The 14078-nt window shown below is 55.8% G+C and carries 16 protein-coding genes and 1 pseudogene; 7 read left to right on the top strand and 10 right to left on the bottom strand.

The features are described 5' to 3' along the window. Nucleotides 1-82: 82 nt before the first annotated feature. The 3 genes from ACYZT6_RS10560 to ACYZT6_RS10550 form a co-directional block, all read right to left on the bottom strand. Nucleotides 83-1099, bottom strand: coding sequence for an ABC transporter substrate-binding protein (locus tag ACYZT6_RS10560; protein WP_462026835.1), 1017 nt, complete (start codon nt 1097-1099; stop codon nt 83-85). A gap of 117 nt (nt 1100-1216) precedes the next feature. Next, nucleotides 1217-1420, bottom strand: a complete 204-nt coding sequence (locus ACYZT6_RS10555; RefSeq protein ID WP_462026834.1) for a hypothetical protein — start codon at nt 1418-1420, stop codon at nt 1217-1219. After that, entirely contained in the window at nt 1420-1890 is a 471-nt protein-coding gene (locus ACYZT6_RS10550; protein ID WP_131060197.1) for a hypothetical protein, read from the bottom strand. Before ACYZT6_RS10550 ends, ACYZT6_RS10555 begins: the two co-directional genes overlap by 1 nt. A gap of 410 nt (nt 1891-2300) precedes the next feature. On the opposite strand from ACYZT6_RS10550, the gene ACYZT6_RS10545 reads away from it, so the two are divergent. The 3 genes from ACYZT6_RS10545 to ACYZT6_RS10535 all read left to right on the top strand — a co-directional run bounded on the left by ACYZT6_RS10545 (nt 2301) and on the right by ACYZT6_RS10535 (nt 3299). After that, nucleotides 2301-2549, top strand: a complete 249-nt coding sequence (locus ACYZT6_RS10545) for a hypothetical protein (protein ID WP_462026833.1) — start codon at nt 2301-2303, stop codon at nt 2547-2549. Nucleotides 2550-2708: 159 nt separating this feature from the next. Next, nucleotides 2709-2939: a hypothetical protein gene (locus tag ACYZT6_RS10540; RefSeq protein WP_462026832.1), complete on the top strand. Its 231-nt coding sequence runs from the start codon at nt 2709-2711 to the stop codon at nt 2937-2939. 120 nt (nt 2940-3059) lie between these two features. After that, a complete protein-coding gene (locus ACYZT6_RS10535) occupies nt 3060-3299 on the top strand; it encodes a DUF2789 domain-containing protein (RefSeq protein ID WP_462026831.1) in 240 nt (79 codons plus the stop codon). Between the two features lie 204 nt (nt 3300-3503). Here ACYZT6_RS10535 and ACYZT6_RS10530 read toward each other — a convergent pair whose 3' ends face one another. The 3 genes and pseudogenes from ACYZT6_RS10530 to ACYZT6_RS10520 form a co-directional block, all read right to left on the bottom strand. Then, complete coding sequence (locus tag ACYZT6_RS10530; RefSeq protein WP_462029926.1) at nt 3504-4730, bottom strand: methyl-accepting chemotaxis protein; 1227 nt, start codon at nt 4728-4730, stop codon at nt 3504-3506. 578 nt (nt 4731-5308) lie between these two features. Then, nucleotides 5309-5713, bottom strand: a complete 405-nt coding sequence (locus ACYZT6_RS10525; protein WP_007907888.1) for a TraR/DksA family transcriptional regulator — start codon at nt 5711-5713, stop codon at nt 5309-5311. A gap of 327 nt (nt 5714-6040) precedes the next feature. Beyond that, nucleotides 6041-6160 (bottom strand): annotated as a pseudogene (locus ACYZT6_RS10520) (ABC transporter permease); the annotation flags it as partial. A gap of 150 nt (nt 6161-6310) precedes the next feature. Between ACYZT6_RS10520 and ACYZT6_RS10515 the strand changes: the two are divergent. The 4 genes from ACYZT6_RS10515 (at nt 6311) to ACYZT6_RS10500 (ending at nt 10183) form a co-directional block, all read left to right on the top strand. Further along, the gene (locus ACYZT6_RS10515) at nt 6311-7231 is read left to right on the top strand and encodes a MurR/RpiR family transcriptional regulator (protein ID WP_462026830.1); all 921 of its coding nucleotides are present in this window, start codon (nt 6311-6313) and stop codon (nt 7229-7231) included. A 76-nt stretch (nt 7232-7307) separates the two neighbouring features. Further along, nucleotides 7308-7919 (top strand): glutathione S-transferase, encoded by a 612-nt coding sequence (locus ACYZT6_RS10510; protein WP_462026829.1) that lies wholly within the window; start codon nt 7308-7310, stop codon nt 7917-7919. 25 nt (nt 7920-7944) lie between these two features. Continuing rightward, on the top strand, nt 7945-9048 hold the full coding sequence (locus tag ACYZT6_RS10505) for a DNA alkylation repair protein (RefSeq protein WP_462026828.1): 1104 nt from the start codon (nt 7945-7947) through the stop codon (nt 9046-9048). Nucleotides 9049-9553: 505 nt separating this feature from the next. Next, complete coding sequence (locus tag ACYZT6_RS10500; RefSeq protein WP_462026827.1) at nt 9554-10183, top strand: DUF3885 domain-containing protein; 630 nt, start codon at nt 9554-9556, stop codon at nt 10181-10183. A gap of 124 nt (nt 10184-10307) precedes the next feature. On the opposite strand, the gene ACYZT6_RS10495 is transcribed toward ACYZT6_RS10500, so the two are convergent. The 4 genes from ACYZT6_RS10495 to ACYZT6_RS10480 form a co-directional block, all read right to left on the bottom strand. Then, nucleotides 10308-10688, bottom strand: coding sequence for a hypothetical protein (locus ACYZT6_RS10495; RefSeq protein WP_462026826.1), 381 nt, complete (start codon nt 10686-10688; stop codon nt 10308-10310). A gap of 175 nt (nt 10689-10863) precedes the next feature. Next, nucleotides 10864-12195, bottom strand: coding sequence for a serine hydrolase domain-containing protein (locus ACYZT6_RS10490; protein WP_462026825.1), 1332 nt, complete (start codon nt 12193-12195; stop codon nt 10864-10866). 395 nt (nt 12196-12590) lie between these two features. After that, complete coding sequence (locus tag ACYZT6_RS10485; protein WP_010459606.1) at nt 12591-12953, bottom strand: DUF6124 family protein; 363 nt, start codon at nt 12951-12953, stop codon at nt 12591-12593. A 494-nt stretch (nt 12954-13447) separates the two neighbouring features. Next, on the bottom strand, nt 13448-14020 hold the full coding sequence (locus ACYZT6_RS10480) for a cytochrome b (protein ID WP_462026824.1): 573 nt from the start codon (nt 14018-14020) through the stop codon (nt 13448-13450). Between the last annotated feature and the right edge of the window lie 58 nt (nt 14021-14078).

Here is a 14078-nt window from a genome sequence, read left to right as displayed (position 1 = left end):
ACTTTCTTTCACCCAACACCGTGTAAGCAGGTTTTACGACTGCTGCGCAGCCGAGCGGGAGCAAGCTCCCTCGCCACATTAGTCACTGGAGACTGGCGGAAACCTTATCCGCCACATCCTTTGGCACCCACGCCTGCCACACCTCCGGGTGCGCCTTCATGAACGCCTCCGCCGCCTGACGTGGCGGGGTGTGTTTTTCGCTCATTTCAGCCAGCGCCTTGTTCAAAGGGGCGATCGGAAAATCGACCTTGCTGAAGAAATCGGCAATCTGCGGATACTGTTTCTGAAAAGGCGTGGACACGCCAATCGACAGCTTCGAGGCCAGCGAGCGAGTCGGTTTCGGATTGGGGTTGTCAGCATCGGTCAGAGTTTTCCAGGCTTCTGCATCGAAGGGTGGCTCCTCCAGCTGAATCAGCTTGAAGCGCCCGAGCAACGGCGTCGGTGACCAGTAGTAAAACAGCACCGGCTTGCCGCGACGGATCGACGAACTGATCTCTGCATCCAGCGCCGCCCCGGAACCGCTGCGGAAATTCACATAACTGTCGTTCAGGCCATAGGCCGTGAGTTTCTGCTTGTTCACCACTTCCGACGTCCAGCCAATCGGGCTGTTGAGGAAGCGTCCCTTGCCCGGGCTTTCCGGATCGCTGAACACATCCTTGTACTTTGGCAGGTCACTGACACTGCGCAAACCTGGCGCCAGCGGCTTGATGCCCTTGGCCGGGTCGCCCTTGATCACATATTCAGGCACCCACCAGCCTTCAGTCGCACCTTTGACCGTATCGCCCAGGCTCACGACTTTGCCCTCGGCTTCAGCCTTGACCCAGACCGGACTGCGACCAGCCCACTCTTCGCCAATGACCTGAATGTCATTGTTGGCCAGTGCGGTTTCCAGGGTGATGGTGGTGCCGGGCAAGGTGTCGGTCGGCAAGCCGTAGCCCTTCTCAACGATGATCCGCAGGATGTCGGTGATCAGGCTGCCACTTTCCCAGTTCAGGTCGGCGAAGTGGATCGGCGCCTGGGCAGCGGATACCGGAAGGGATGAACTCAACACGCCAAACGTGGCCAGGGCAACGGCCAGCAACCGTCGAAATCCTTTCATGCTTTTGCACCTCGTGCTGTTCACAGCAATAGCAGGATGGCCTGACAGAAGACCGCAAGCCTCTGAATACTCAGTCAACTGACTGTAGTAGAGGTTCCTGCTTTCGAGGGGCATGAATTACTTTTCGGAAGTTTCCTGCAAGCGTGCCAGCTCTCTTCTTACCATGCTGGCGTACGCCGCCGGGCGCAGCGTATAGATCTGTGACCCCACCCAACTCAGCCAACCTCCCTGCAGAACAGCCTTCTGCTCGAACAGCCGCCGGGCTTCGACTTGCGCGCTGGCCTGGTTCTGTTCGTGGAAATCGGCGCGGGTCAGGGTCATTACTCGCTGGCCTTGAACGTGATCAGTTCGCCCTTGCGCCACTTGGCGGCTTTGGCGGTCACGGCTTTCAGGGTTTTGGTCAGGCCTTCCTGCAACTGCTGGTGGGCGGCGAAGACCATCACCACGCTATGACCTTCCTTGAACACAATCGCGTGACCGTCTGCGGTGGTGACAAAGGCGTAATCGCCCAGCCCATAAACCGTCAGTTTGATTTCACGGAACTTGATGTCGAGCTTGCCGCCTTCACGACTGGGCAATACCGATGCGCTGAAATGATCGCCGACCTTGAGCTTGAGGCCAGGCTTGTCATCGACCACCAGCGCCTCTTCGGTGTCGATCTCGGCAATGTAAATGCCTTCAGCGTTCTGTTCGGTGATGTAAACGAAACGTGACTGAAACTGTTTCACCAGCTTTGCGCGCAAATCACCCAGCACGAACAAAGCATGCATATCGAGATTACTTACTGCCAAGGAAACATCCCCACATCTGAAAATGATGCCGCACGCAGAAGAAGCGCACAGCAGAAAAAAGCGGCCATGCCGAAAGTTTGCCGAAAGACCCGGTTTGAAATCCTGAGCCGAGCAGAGCGCTCATGCCTCGCGAGGTCAGTGAGGTTACTGGAGTACCCCTCGCGCCGTCCTCTGTGAAAGTCGTCAGATGTTGAAGGAAAACGCCCTTCTTACAGCCAGAGGAAACCGGATTACCAACTTTAGGGAAAATTCTCTTTAAAAAAAGCACTTTTCCGACATATCGCCAGTAAAAAATTGCTTTAGATGAACACCATTCGCCCACTAGTGAGGGTGATTCTAGAGCAGCCATGCTCACCGAGACTACCCAAAACGACGTACACACGTCGGCAAAACAATGAAAAGGACTTCACATGTGCACAATGACTCACTTCGTTTCCTCCCAAACAAAGCGCGCAAACAGCTCCGCCCCCTTGCTCCCGATGCTGTTCCAGCCGCATGGGTTTCAGCCGGAAAGCTTTCTGCTGCCACGCTTTCAAGTGGTACTGGCCGGTAACGCCTTCTTCCATATCAAGGAAATTTCCACCGGCCGTGTAAGAGGTTTCCGTGGCAGCCATAACGAAGCCTGCGCCCTCGCCCGTTCACTCGAGTCACGCGCCTGACGCGTTCGTCTGCATTCATGCCAATAGACGTTTCGTCATGCCGGCGACTTAACTCAGCCGCCGGCAGGCAACTACTGCCATACTGCCTGACCCACGAAATCCGTCCCCAGAACGGATGGCGTTCAACACAACAATATATTTCCAAGGGAAGGCAGCTACGTGACGGAATTTGATATCGGTGAATTTTTTATCCGGGGCGAAGCCAGAGAGGTCGAGGGCGAATTCCAGGCAGTCATTGTCATGCGTCCTAAACCACCGTTGACCAAGGAGACGTATCACCAGGTCGAGAAGGATCGCTGGTTTAAAACCTCGGATGTCGCCGCCGTTGCTGCCCAGGAAGCCGCCAAGGAACTGAAGCTTGCCGTCGATAACGGTGCATTGAAAGCCTGATCGTCGGATTTGCCGTCTATGCTCTCTCCTGCTTTCCAACATCGCTTTCGAACTCCTGAAGCGCGGCCCCCTCAGATGCAATGAAGCCGCACCTCAGATCGCGACCGCAAGGAGATAAAGATGGATTCACCTACCCACGACTTGAAAGGTTTGTTCGACCAACTCGGCCTGGACTCCAGCCAGAAAGCCATCGACGATTTCATCGCCAGTCATTCCCCCTTGGCCGACGACAAGAAACTCATCGATGCCGAGTTCTGGACGCCGCAACAAGCCGGTTTCCTCAAAGAACAATTGCGTGAAGACGCCGACTGGGCGCGGGTGGTCGACGACCTGAACCTGCGCATGCACCAGGTTCACTGACCCGCCTATCTTGATTCAACGAAAAACCTGTGGCGAGGGGCTTCCTGTGGCGAGGGGGCTTGCCCCCGTTCGGCTGCGCAGCAGTCGTCAATCCAGGCAACTCGGTCTGTCTGAAAGGACGTAGGGGGCCGCTTCGCGACCCAACGGGGGCAAGCCCCCTCGCCACAGGCAAGCCACCTCACCACAAGTTATTTATCGCTTGTTCTAATTCTTGGGCTTCTGCGGCTTGTAGCCCAACCGCAATCCACCCCAATGCCGCCCCTTGAGCATGATCGGCACCGAGAGGTCGTGCATCAGTTCGCCAGTGTCGCGGGTATAAGTCTGCAACAACACCGGCTGTTGATGGCTGCCACAGCGGATGCCGGTGCGGTCGGCGAATTTGCGCTTGGTGCGGTTTTGTACCGTATCGACCTGCGCATCGCCGGTCAGCGGCTGACTGAAGATTGTGTTGTGGGTGGGCACGTAACCCTGCTGGGTGCAGGCGATGGCAAACACCAGGCCTTCATGGCGCGGCAGCAACGGTTCCTGGATCGCCGGCAAGACCTGATCGGTATAGCGATCGAAGCGGGTCTGAAACTTCGCGGGGCTGGTGTTGGGGATCGGCTGGTAACTGCGATCGAACAGGTCATCGAGGCTGACACGGCCCTGATCGATATCCGCTTCGAAGCGCGCGGCAATCTGGCTCGCGCCTTCGCGGGCCAGGTCATAAATCCGTTGGTGGTAGTCATCCAGCCCGACTTCGGCGAGTCGCTCGCTGATGGTTTCGGCCTGACCTTCCATTTGCACGGCGGCCTGAGCCAGACGCTGGGTCTGTTGGTCGCTGACCGCCAGGTCGCTGCGCATCTGTTCGATGGCGTGGAACAGGCTGTCGAGTTGTTCACGGTTGGTGTCCGCGCCCCTGGCGATTTCCCCGACCTGGTGCTCGACACCGGCGGCCAGACGCGCAATGTTTTCCAGGTGCTGGCCAGTGTGTTCGACCTGCTCGACACCGGTGTCGAGATCGCTGGAGAGTTGGCGGATCTGCTCCACCACTTGCGCCGTGCGCTGCTGGATATCGGCGACCATGTCCCCGACTTCGCCGGTAGCGGTCGCCGTGCGTGCCGCCAGACCGCGAACCTCATCCGCCGCCACCGCGAACCCGCGACCGTGTTCCCCGGCCCGGGCCGCTTCGATTGCGGCGTTCAAGGCCAGCAGGTTGGTCTGGCTGGCGATCGACTGAATCACCAGGGTGACCCGTTGAATATCGTCACTGCGCAGGCTCAGGGCCTCGATCAGTTCACGGCTGCTACTGGCGCGCTGACTGAGCTGATGCATGCGGCTGATGGACTCAATAAGTTCCGTACGCCCTGCTGCGCTGCTCTGATGAGCTTCGCTGGCCGCACTGAGGGCTTCGCGACTGAGTGTCGAGGTGGCTTGTTCGGTCGCGATCATCACTTCGGCGTTGCTGACGATTTGCGCCGCCGCGTCGAGTTGCGATTGCAGTTTGTCCGCCAGCTGCTTGACCGAAAAGGCCACGCCTGCGGCCGACAAGGCGTTATGACTGGTGGTGTAGGAAAGATCGCGAGTCAACTCGGCGATGGCACTGGCGCCGTCGACACGGGTCGCTTCGGGAGTGGCGCGTGAACGCAGGCGAGGCAGCCAGATAACCAGCACGGCCAGTGGCAGGCAAAGGTAAAGCGACCAGCCACCCAGCGCCATGCCGCACAGCAAAAGCATCAGGGCGATGCTTTGCAGGGTTGGCGTCAGCCAAAGGTTTTTCGGCAAAAACACTGGTGCAGGCACTGCCGCAACCAGAGATCCGTCTCTCGTCATCTTCGTCACCCCATGTACCTTCTAATTGTTGTGCAGGCATTAAACGCCACTACAAGGCCATTATCTATGGTCCATTAGTAGTGGGCGTTGCAGCAGGTCAATAGAAGTACTTGAGATTTTCGCAGGCGAAAAAAAGCATCGCGGGCAAGCCTCGCTCCTACAGGAGTGGCTCGCCCGCGATGCGGGGCGCTACGAAATCAGGCCTGACGCTGGTGCTTGTCGATCTGTTCGTGACGCTCTTGAGCTTCGATGCAGTACTTGGTGGTCGGGCTGATCAGCAGGCGTTTCAGGCCGATGGCCTCGCCGCTGTCGTCGCACCAGCCGAAGCTGTCTTCTTTGATGCGTTCCAGAGCCTGTTCCAACTGAGGCAGCATGCGCTGGTCGCGATCGATCGCGTTCACCAGCCAGGTGCGCTCTTCTTCGACAGAAGCAGCGTCGGCCGGATCGGCTGGGGTGTCCAGGCTCTCGATGGCGATGCGGTTCTGTTCGATGCGCTCATGGGTTTCGACTTTCATGTTCTGCAACAGCTCGGAGAAGAAAGCATGTTGCTCGGCATTCATGTAGTCATCCGCCGGCATGGCCAGCAACTTGTCCTTTGTCATTGATATCTCTATAAAAAAACGTGCATTAAGGCGAATTAGGGAGCATTCCGGCAGACCAGGTCTGGCCATCGGAAAGGCGCCGTTTATTCCAAGCGCCACCCGGCACTCAATTTACGAGGGCCGGCAGTCTAAGGCCGACTTGAGGCCTCAGCAACTGAAAAGACAGCGAATTTGTCCGACAAAGCCCGGAAAGTGCTCTATGGCAGCCTTTGCGGTGGTTATCGGAGTGCGTTTATAGCAAGAAATTCAATCGGGCGGCTGTACAGAGAAGACAAACGGCTGCGCCACGCGGGTCAGGCGTGGCGCATTGGCTGTCTGTTCGACGACTCAGCGCTTGAGTTTACGCTTGTTGCGGTATTGGTCGATCACCACCGCCGCCACAATAATCAGCGCCTTGATGATGTCCTGAATATACGCATCCACCCCGACAAAGGTAAACCCGCTGGAGTTGCATGACTGCATCGTTTCAGCAAACCTCACGTCGGCCGCAAGCTCAAGATTTTGTTCCGGCCTACCCTGTAGACTGCGCACAGCCAACCTGTTGTCAGGGGATGACACAAAAGTCAGCCCTATAAGAACAAGCCAGAAGGATTCCCTATGTCCCGCACCGATCAGCCGGCTACGACCGAGAGCACGCCCGACAGCGCACTCGTCAGCCCCCCGATCAATGCCGAGCGTCTGCTGCAGTTGATCACCAACGAATACGAAAGCCTGCCGCGCCAGCTCAAACGCATCGCCAGCTACATGAGCCAGCAAAGCGACCGGATCATGGTCGACCGCATCAGCGACATCGCCCGCGAATGCGAAGTGCACCCGTCGGCCATCGTGCGGTTTTCCCAGCGCTTCGGGTTCAGCGGTTTCAGCGAAATGCAGGCCCTGTTCCGCGAGGCGTATACGCACAAAACCACGCCGGTACAGAACTACCAGCAACGCATTCGCAGCATGATCGCCAACAAGTCGCAGAAAGCCAGCGGCGGCGACCTCGCCCGCGAATGCATCGACGCGACCCTGTCCGGCATCGAGCGACTGGGGCAGGAACTCGATGACGAAGCCTTCGACAAAGCCGTGGACCTGGTGGTGAATGCCGACAACATCTACGTGGTCGGCGTGCGCCGCTCGTTCGCGGTCGCCGATTACCTGGTCTACAACCTGCAACACACCAACAAGCGCATCCACCTGGTCTCCGGCCTCGGCGGCAGCTACCGCGAGCAGATGCGCAGCGTGCGCGCCAATGACCTGGTCATCGCCATCAGCTTCACCCCGTATGGCAAGGAAACCCAGCACTGCCTGCGCATCGCCCAGCACAACCAGGCGAAAACCCTGATCATCACCGACAGCAACCTCTCGCCCCTGGCCAAACGCGCCAACACCGTGCTGCTGGTCAACGAAGGCAGCTCGTTCGCCTTCCGCTCGTTGAGCGCGACCTTGTGCCTGTGCCAGGCGCTGTTCATCGCCGTGGCGTATCGACTGGAATTGAAGGTCGACGAGATTCACGAACAGGTCGGTTTCGACGATTAGCCCGGCGCCGTTTGCAGGTCGCTGAACCTCAGCTAAGGTAGTCCATCCCGACATGGACACCTGAAGGAGCGGCTCAATGAAACTGATCGGCATGCTGGATTCGCCCTACGTGCGGCGCGTGGCCATTTCCGCCAGAAACCTGGGCATCGACCTGGAGCACGAATCGGTTTCCGTGTTCCGCCACTTCGAGCACTTCCAGCAGATCAACCCCGTGGTCAAGGCGCCGACCCTGGTGCTGGACGACGGCGAAGTGTTGATCGACTCGACGCTGATCATCGACTACCTCGAAGCCCTGGCCGGCCCTGGCAAAAGCCTGATGCCCGGCGACCTCAAGCAACGGCTGCGCGCATGGCGCCTGATCGGACTCGGGTTGGCGGCGTGCGAAAAATCGGTGCAGCTTTACTACGAACGCAACCTGCGCCCGGCCGAAATTCAATACCAGCCTTGGGTTGAGCGCGTCGAAGGCCAACTCGCCGCAGCCTATTCAGCGCTTGAGCGCGAACTGGAAAAACAGCCGCTATCAAGCGACGCCTCAATTGGGCAAGACGGCATCACCCTCGCCGTCGCCTGGAGCTTCACCAACCTGGTGACACCGGATCAAGTCGATGCCTCACGTTTTCCGCTGATTGCTGAATTCACCGCGCAGGCGGAAAAGCTTGAGGCCTTCATCAGTACCCCGATAACCTGACCGGCCCCCTCGAACGGACCCGACCATGACCGCCGCCGAACAACCTGCCCCGGCGCTGAAGGAAATCTTCAACGCCGAACGCCTCAAGCACATCGCCACCGAAATGACGGCGGTCTACCCGGCATTCAACGCCAAAGCCTTCCTGAAAATGGCCAACGACGGCCTCGCCGACCTGTCGATCATGCAACGCATGGCCCGGGTCAGCGAAAGCCTGCACGCCGTATTGCCGCTGGGTTATGACGAATCCCTCGAAGTGCTGCGCGCTCTCGCCCCTCGTTTGAACAGCGGGTTTGTCAGCATCTCGTTGCCGCATTACGTGGCGATGTATGGCGCGCATGATTTCGAGCAGTCGATGGAGGCGCTCAAGTACTTCACGGCGTTTGGGTCTGCGGAATTTGCGATTCGGTATTTTCTGCGCAGCGATCTGCAGCGGTCGTTGGTGCTGATGCAGGAATGGTCTCGGAGTGAGAATGAGCATGTGCGACGACTGGCCAGTGAAGGCAGTCGACCGCGGTTGCCTTGGTCGTTTCGGTTGGAGCAGATTCAGAGTGATCCGACGTTGGCGGCGGCGATTCTCGACAACCTCAAGGCGGATGACAGCCTTTACGTGCGCAAGTCGGTGGCCAATCACCTGAATGACATTACCAAGGACCATCCGGAGTGGGTGTTGGACTTGATTGAGGGGTGGTCGCTGGAGAACAAGCACACGGCCTGGATTGCCAAGCATGCGCTGCGGAGTTTGATTAAGCAGGGGAATCAGCGGGCGTTGGCGATTATTGGGGCTAGCGGTAAAGCTGAGGTTGATATTGTTGGGGTGAAGGTGGAGCCGGCGGTGATTCGGTTGGGGGAGAAGATTACGCTGTCGTTTGGGGTGAGATCTACGGTGGCGGAGAGTCAGCGGTTGGTGATTGATTATGCGATTGATTACGTCAAAGCCAATGGCAGCACTTCGGCGAAGGTGTTTAAGCTGAAGGCTTTGACGTTGACTGGGGAGGCGACTGAACGGGTGAGCCGTGGGCAGCAGATTAAGGAGCTGACCACTCGGAAGCACTATGTGGGGAAACACGCAGTCCACATCCTGGTGAACGGCGAACGCCTTGCCAGTACCTCATTCGAAATCCTCGCCTAACTCTTTGTAGCAGCTGCCGAGCAGCGCGAGGCTGCGTTCGGTTCGGGCCGCGTTCGGACGAAGCAGTCGTAAAATCACGCAGCTGGTTCTTTCAGGAAAACCGCGTCTACTGGCTTGCAAAGACTACGCCCTCGAACGCAGCCTCGCGCTGCTCATCAACCGCTACACATGCACGCACTGATCGACTGTTAAGTAAATCCACCCCGCTATTCCCAGACCAATCTTGCCAGCGCATCACAGGATTGATGGCCATGGCATGGGGGGCATTAACTCGGCATGGTGGTGTCTGGAGTAGATAAGCCAAAAAGGCAGCCAAGCCAAAAAAGGGACGAATGTGTTTTTCCGTTCTTTGTGCAGTCCACTTCGGATCGAATGCAGGGCTCGCGACAGCCACCAATCGGCCAACAGCGGACGCTCGCGGCTTAGCTCAGATCTTACGTATACAGTAATATCCGTCTGCACCGCCCAAGCTATGGAGTCGGGCTATTAGCCATGAAGGGATCAAGTGAATCTACAACTTGAAATTGAGAGGATCTTTGGGGGTAAAGCATTTGCCAGGCCACTTTTCTATTCCTATCCAGGAGGTCTGCGTTTTGAGCTCTCTGAAACTGGTGGAGTGATTGAGCAATTTCTAACAGCACTACGAAAATCAACAAAGATCTGCAGCGATATCTTCCTTGATGACGCGACGCTTGTTGCTTGTCTGCGCATTCATTCTGGCAGCAACCGATTTGCTCATCGGCCCCTGATTCACGCTCTTCGATCTGCCGGCATTAACATACCCACGGAATGCTCAGTCTGGAGTGAGGAGATAGATCCGGAGGAATGGTTTTGCGAAAGGGAGCCGGAGTATTGGATCAACATCGCATTTGAAGCGCCTGCGACTCTGCTTCAAGCATTTCTTTGGTGTGCTTTGGCTAGGGACTTTGCCGCAATTCAGCCTAAACCCAACTGCGTTTTATACCTCTTCAATTTGAAGAAGCACGTCATGGTTTTTCCCTACGACGACAGAGGTATGGATGTGGTCGGCCCCAACAAAGATCTGCTTTCACAGCTGTATCGTCTGCATCATACATACCTGCTGGATTACGACCGACACACGATGGACACCACATTTGAAGGGCCTGCGAGCTAGCCTCATTGCTTACATTGGAGCTGAAACGTAAGCGCTCCATAAACCCACCTGCACATGAAGCGCCGATTCAAGGATGCTGAGCTCCCATTTCTCGCTCGGATCGACCGATCCGCCGGACGGTCTGTTAGTCGTTACGTGTCTGTTCAAGCCGCTTATCAAGCTCGCTTGGCGGCAAGTTCGGCGTCGAGTGAAGCGTCAGCCAGACGGCCCGCAGAATGTTGATCGCGGCCATGTTCAGGTGTTGTTCGGCGGCGTGCAGGGCCAGTTCGGCTGCCAGGCGCTTGTCGGCAGCACTGAGGTGCGCCGTTTTGTGGGTCATGTCCGCATCGATGTTGGCCAACAGCCCCTGGAGTTCCTGCACCGCCTGATCCGATGCCTGACGCATGTCCGCCAGCAGGCGGCTGGCTTCGGCAGGCGTCATGGACAAGGCGCGGACGCTGCGAAAAGTCAGGCGGGCGGGCAAGGTGGCCAAACTGAAACCCGTCGAAATTAACTTGCCAATCATGCGAACAACTCCTGTAAACGAGTGTTTCAGCAGCGTATCAGAGTAAATCGCAAAAAATGTCTGCTCATAAAAGAGGACGGATTTATTTTTATAGGGAAAATATATCCGTCCCCTTTTTTCTTTTGAAGCAAAAGCCCACTGAAAGAGGGGACTAGGGTCCCCTCCAATTACTGCATTAATGCAAAGCTTGAATCAGGGAGTTGAAGAAAACACCCTGCTCGCTATACAACACATCAGGTCCTTCAGCGTGCTCCCAATTGGACCACTGGACCATAATCAAATTTTCCTTCTGATTGATTGCGATCGCTTGGCCGAAAATGCCATATGCCCAAAAGGTTTCGTCTGAATTGAAGGTACTTGTAGGTGCAGAGGAAGCCTCATCACCGGGCGCAAATCCCATATACCACCACTGATAACCATACTGACCCTTCGGAGCCCATGACGTTACGGATCCGTCTGCGTTAGTCCAATCCGTAGAACGCTTTATCCAGTCGCCTGGCAGGACATGTTCGCCGTCAGAAAGTACGCCATTATTGGCCACAAACAGACCGAAGCGTCCCCAATCTCGCAATGTTGCATTGAAGCCATAGCCACCCATATCAGCTTTTCCAGGTTTAAGCGCATACCAAATACCGTCTCGCTCCATTCCGGCTGGCTGCCACACTTTTTTCTCCAAGTATTTGGCGATGGTCATTCCGGTTGCACGTTCCAAAACCAAACCTACCAACCAAGAACCACCAGCGTTGTAACTCCAGCGCTCCCCTGGTTTTACACCGGGATTTCGGGCGAGGCCGCTAACGAGCGAGAGGATACAACCGTAAGGATCTTTAGTAGTCTCGCATAAGATTATCTTGGAAACATCGGAGTTGGGATCAGTGTAACCCTGACTCCATTGAATGCCGGAAGTATGTTGCATGAGTTGGTGCAGCGTTACTCCTTCCCATGCCGTACCTTCCAGTTCGGGAATATATTGCGTGATCAACGTATCAACCGATTCGATGGCATGGTCTTTTATCGCCGCACCAACGAGTACAGATACAATGGCTGTAGCAACTGATCTGGATGTCCAAAGCGTTGTCTCATTAACGCTGTCACCGTAATGTTCCAAGACAATTTTGCCATTCTTAATTAACAGTAGTCCCGCAACGCTTTGATTTCTCAGGTAGTCGCTAATGCCAAGTTTTTTGTTGTCTAACTTATATTCCACATTTGAAATAGATTGGCCGAACGGTAGCTTTTGCATGTTATTTTCGGAGCTTGAAAAAACATCACCACCATAAAGGTGGTACATATTTTTAGAACCAACAAATCTTTCACTCTGACTCCAGGTAAGTCTTTTTTTAGGGTCAGGAATAATTCTATCGGCCGGTTCTGGGCAAGAGTTCATCATATAACCATAGCAAGCCACAAGAGGGCTGGCACAAACTTCTTGCCAAAGTAAACTGCCGACAAGCAAGCTACAAATTTTTATTGATTTGATCGCGCTGTTGGAAATTATTATTTTCATGGCGAGCCTCAATTAACTATTAAGCGCATCCACTCATAGCCTCATCTGTTGGTTATTGCAGGTTTCCGCTTGAACAATATAGTCATAGGATCAAATATTCCTAGTTGAAATCAGCAAAAACATGTAATTTCGAAATACCAATTTGAGGCAAAAAACCACTGTATATTCCGAATGGCTATCCCTGTAAATAATTTGAGACAACAAGGGCGTATCGACCTGTTTTACGTTCTATTCTGACTGTAAAATTTGCTCAAAAACGTTTTCACACAGCCTGGACCGATAGCAGCCAGCAATGATCCGATTTTGGCCCAAAAGCTGAAACCTCAAGGATACAGTTGCCGACTTACCCTCCCTCTGTGAAGCCGGACTATCCGACCGCCACAGAGGGTTTGCCCTTACTCCTTCACCTCAACCTTATCCAACGCCTGATTCACCGCCAATTCTCCCAACATCACCACCTGCGTAATCCCCAGCAGCGTCTTGCGGTGCGAGTTATCCAACAACGCCGCGAAATTGCTGAGCATGGTCGTGGCCGAGCCCAGTGATTCGCTGGCGTTGGCCAGTAGGGATTCGGTGTCGTACGCCGGGTTGGCGAGGAACATGGGTTCGGGTTCGTGGGTGCTGGCCATGATGTTGGCACCTGGGTTGAGGTAGTGGTCGAGGGCGCGTTCGGCGGCTTCGTGGAGTTTTTTGGAATCGAGGGATTCGTAGGGGGATGCCGGATTGGTATCCGGTGGGTTGGGTGTTGGTTTGATCATAGATGGAACCTCTAGCGCGAATATTAAGGAGCCATCACCTTCGCTACCAAACGAAAGGTGGCGGCCATACGCGGGTTGGTAGACCGGTCGCACTAGAACCCGGCGCCCACGAGTGGGCCCCACGCATGACCACCATGAAAGCAAAGTCTTGTGAAAACGACTGCGCAAGGTGAAGCCATGCATCTAGCAACGAATTGGGCTACCAAACCCGATCACTGTTTTTCAGTGACCCAGCCACGATAGAACCCACGCCCTAGACGCACAAGCCGGCGGATTCTGGCGTACGCGTAGGTAATGACGCAAGGCGTTGTAGCCATTGGGACGTAACACTGAGTGTCTTTAAACGGGGGCCTTGAAACCTGTTTAAGTGCATCAACAGTCGAGCAAAATATTCATGCCTGAATATGGGGTGTCAGGTCTGGCGTCATCGCGGGCAAGCCCGCTCCCACTGGGCTTGTGGCGAATTCGACGTCGTGGGTGCACCGGGTTTGGGTTTATCGCTGACGCTGGTTGACCGCATTGCCGGATCTGCCCGGCAGCATCCGCGTCAGCGTGTTGTCCCGCACCCAATAGTGATGAAACAACCCCGCCGCCGCGTGCAAACCGATCAGCCAATAACCCGCGCTGCCGAGCAGTTCGTGCCAGTATTTGAATTGCTTGGCCAAATCCGGATCAACCGCCACCGGCGATGGCAGGTAGAACTCGAAATAGGGCATCGGTTTACCACCGGCCGAGAGCATCAGCCAGGCCAATAACGGCGTGGCGATCATCAATACGTACAACGCCAGGTGCATCAGGTGCGAAACGCCGGTCTGCCATTTGGGCAGTGCCGGGGTGATCGGTGGCCGCGGCGTCAGGCGTCCGAGCAGTCGCACCCACACCAGGGCGAAAATGCTCAACCCGAACAGGCCGTGCAGTCCGAGAAACATTCCCCTCAAAGCGTGCCCCTTGGGCAGCAGGCCTTTGATTTCGATGCAGGCATACACGCCCACGAACAACGCCAGCATTAGCCAGTGCATTGTGATCGACAGTTTTCCATAGCGTTGTGCGACTGAATCGCGGGTCATAAAGGGCCTCGATAACTTCATTGCCGGCTGCCGAGTCATTCGTGCGGCCAGGGTCCGG

The sequence above is a fragment of the Pseudomonas sp. RT6P73 genome (assembly GCF_054897715.1).
This window is presented reverse-complemented; position numbering and strand designations above follow the sequence as displayed.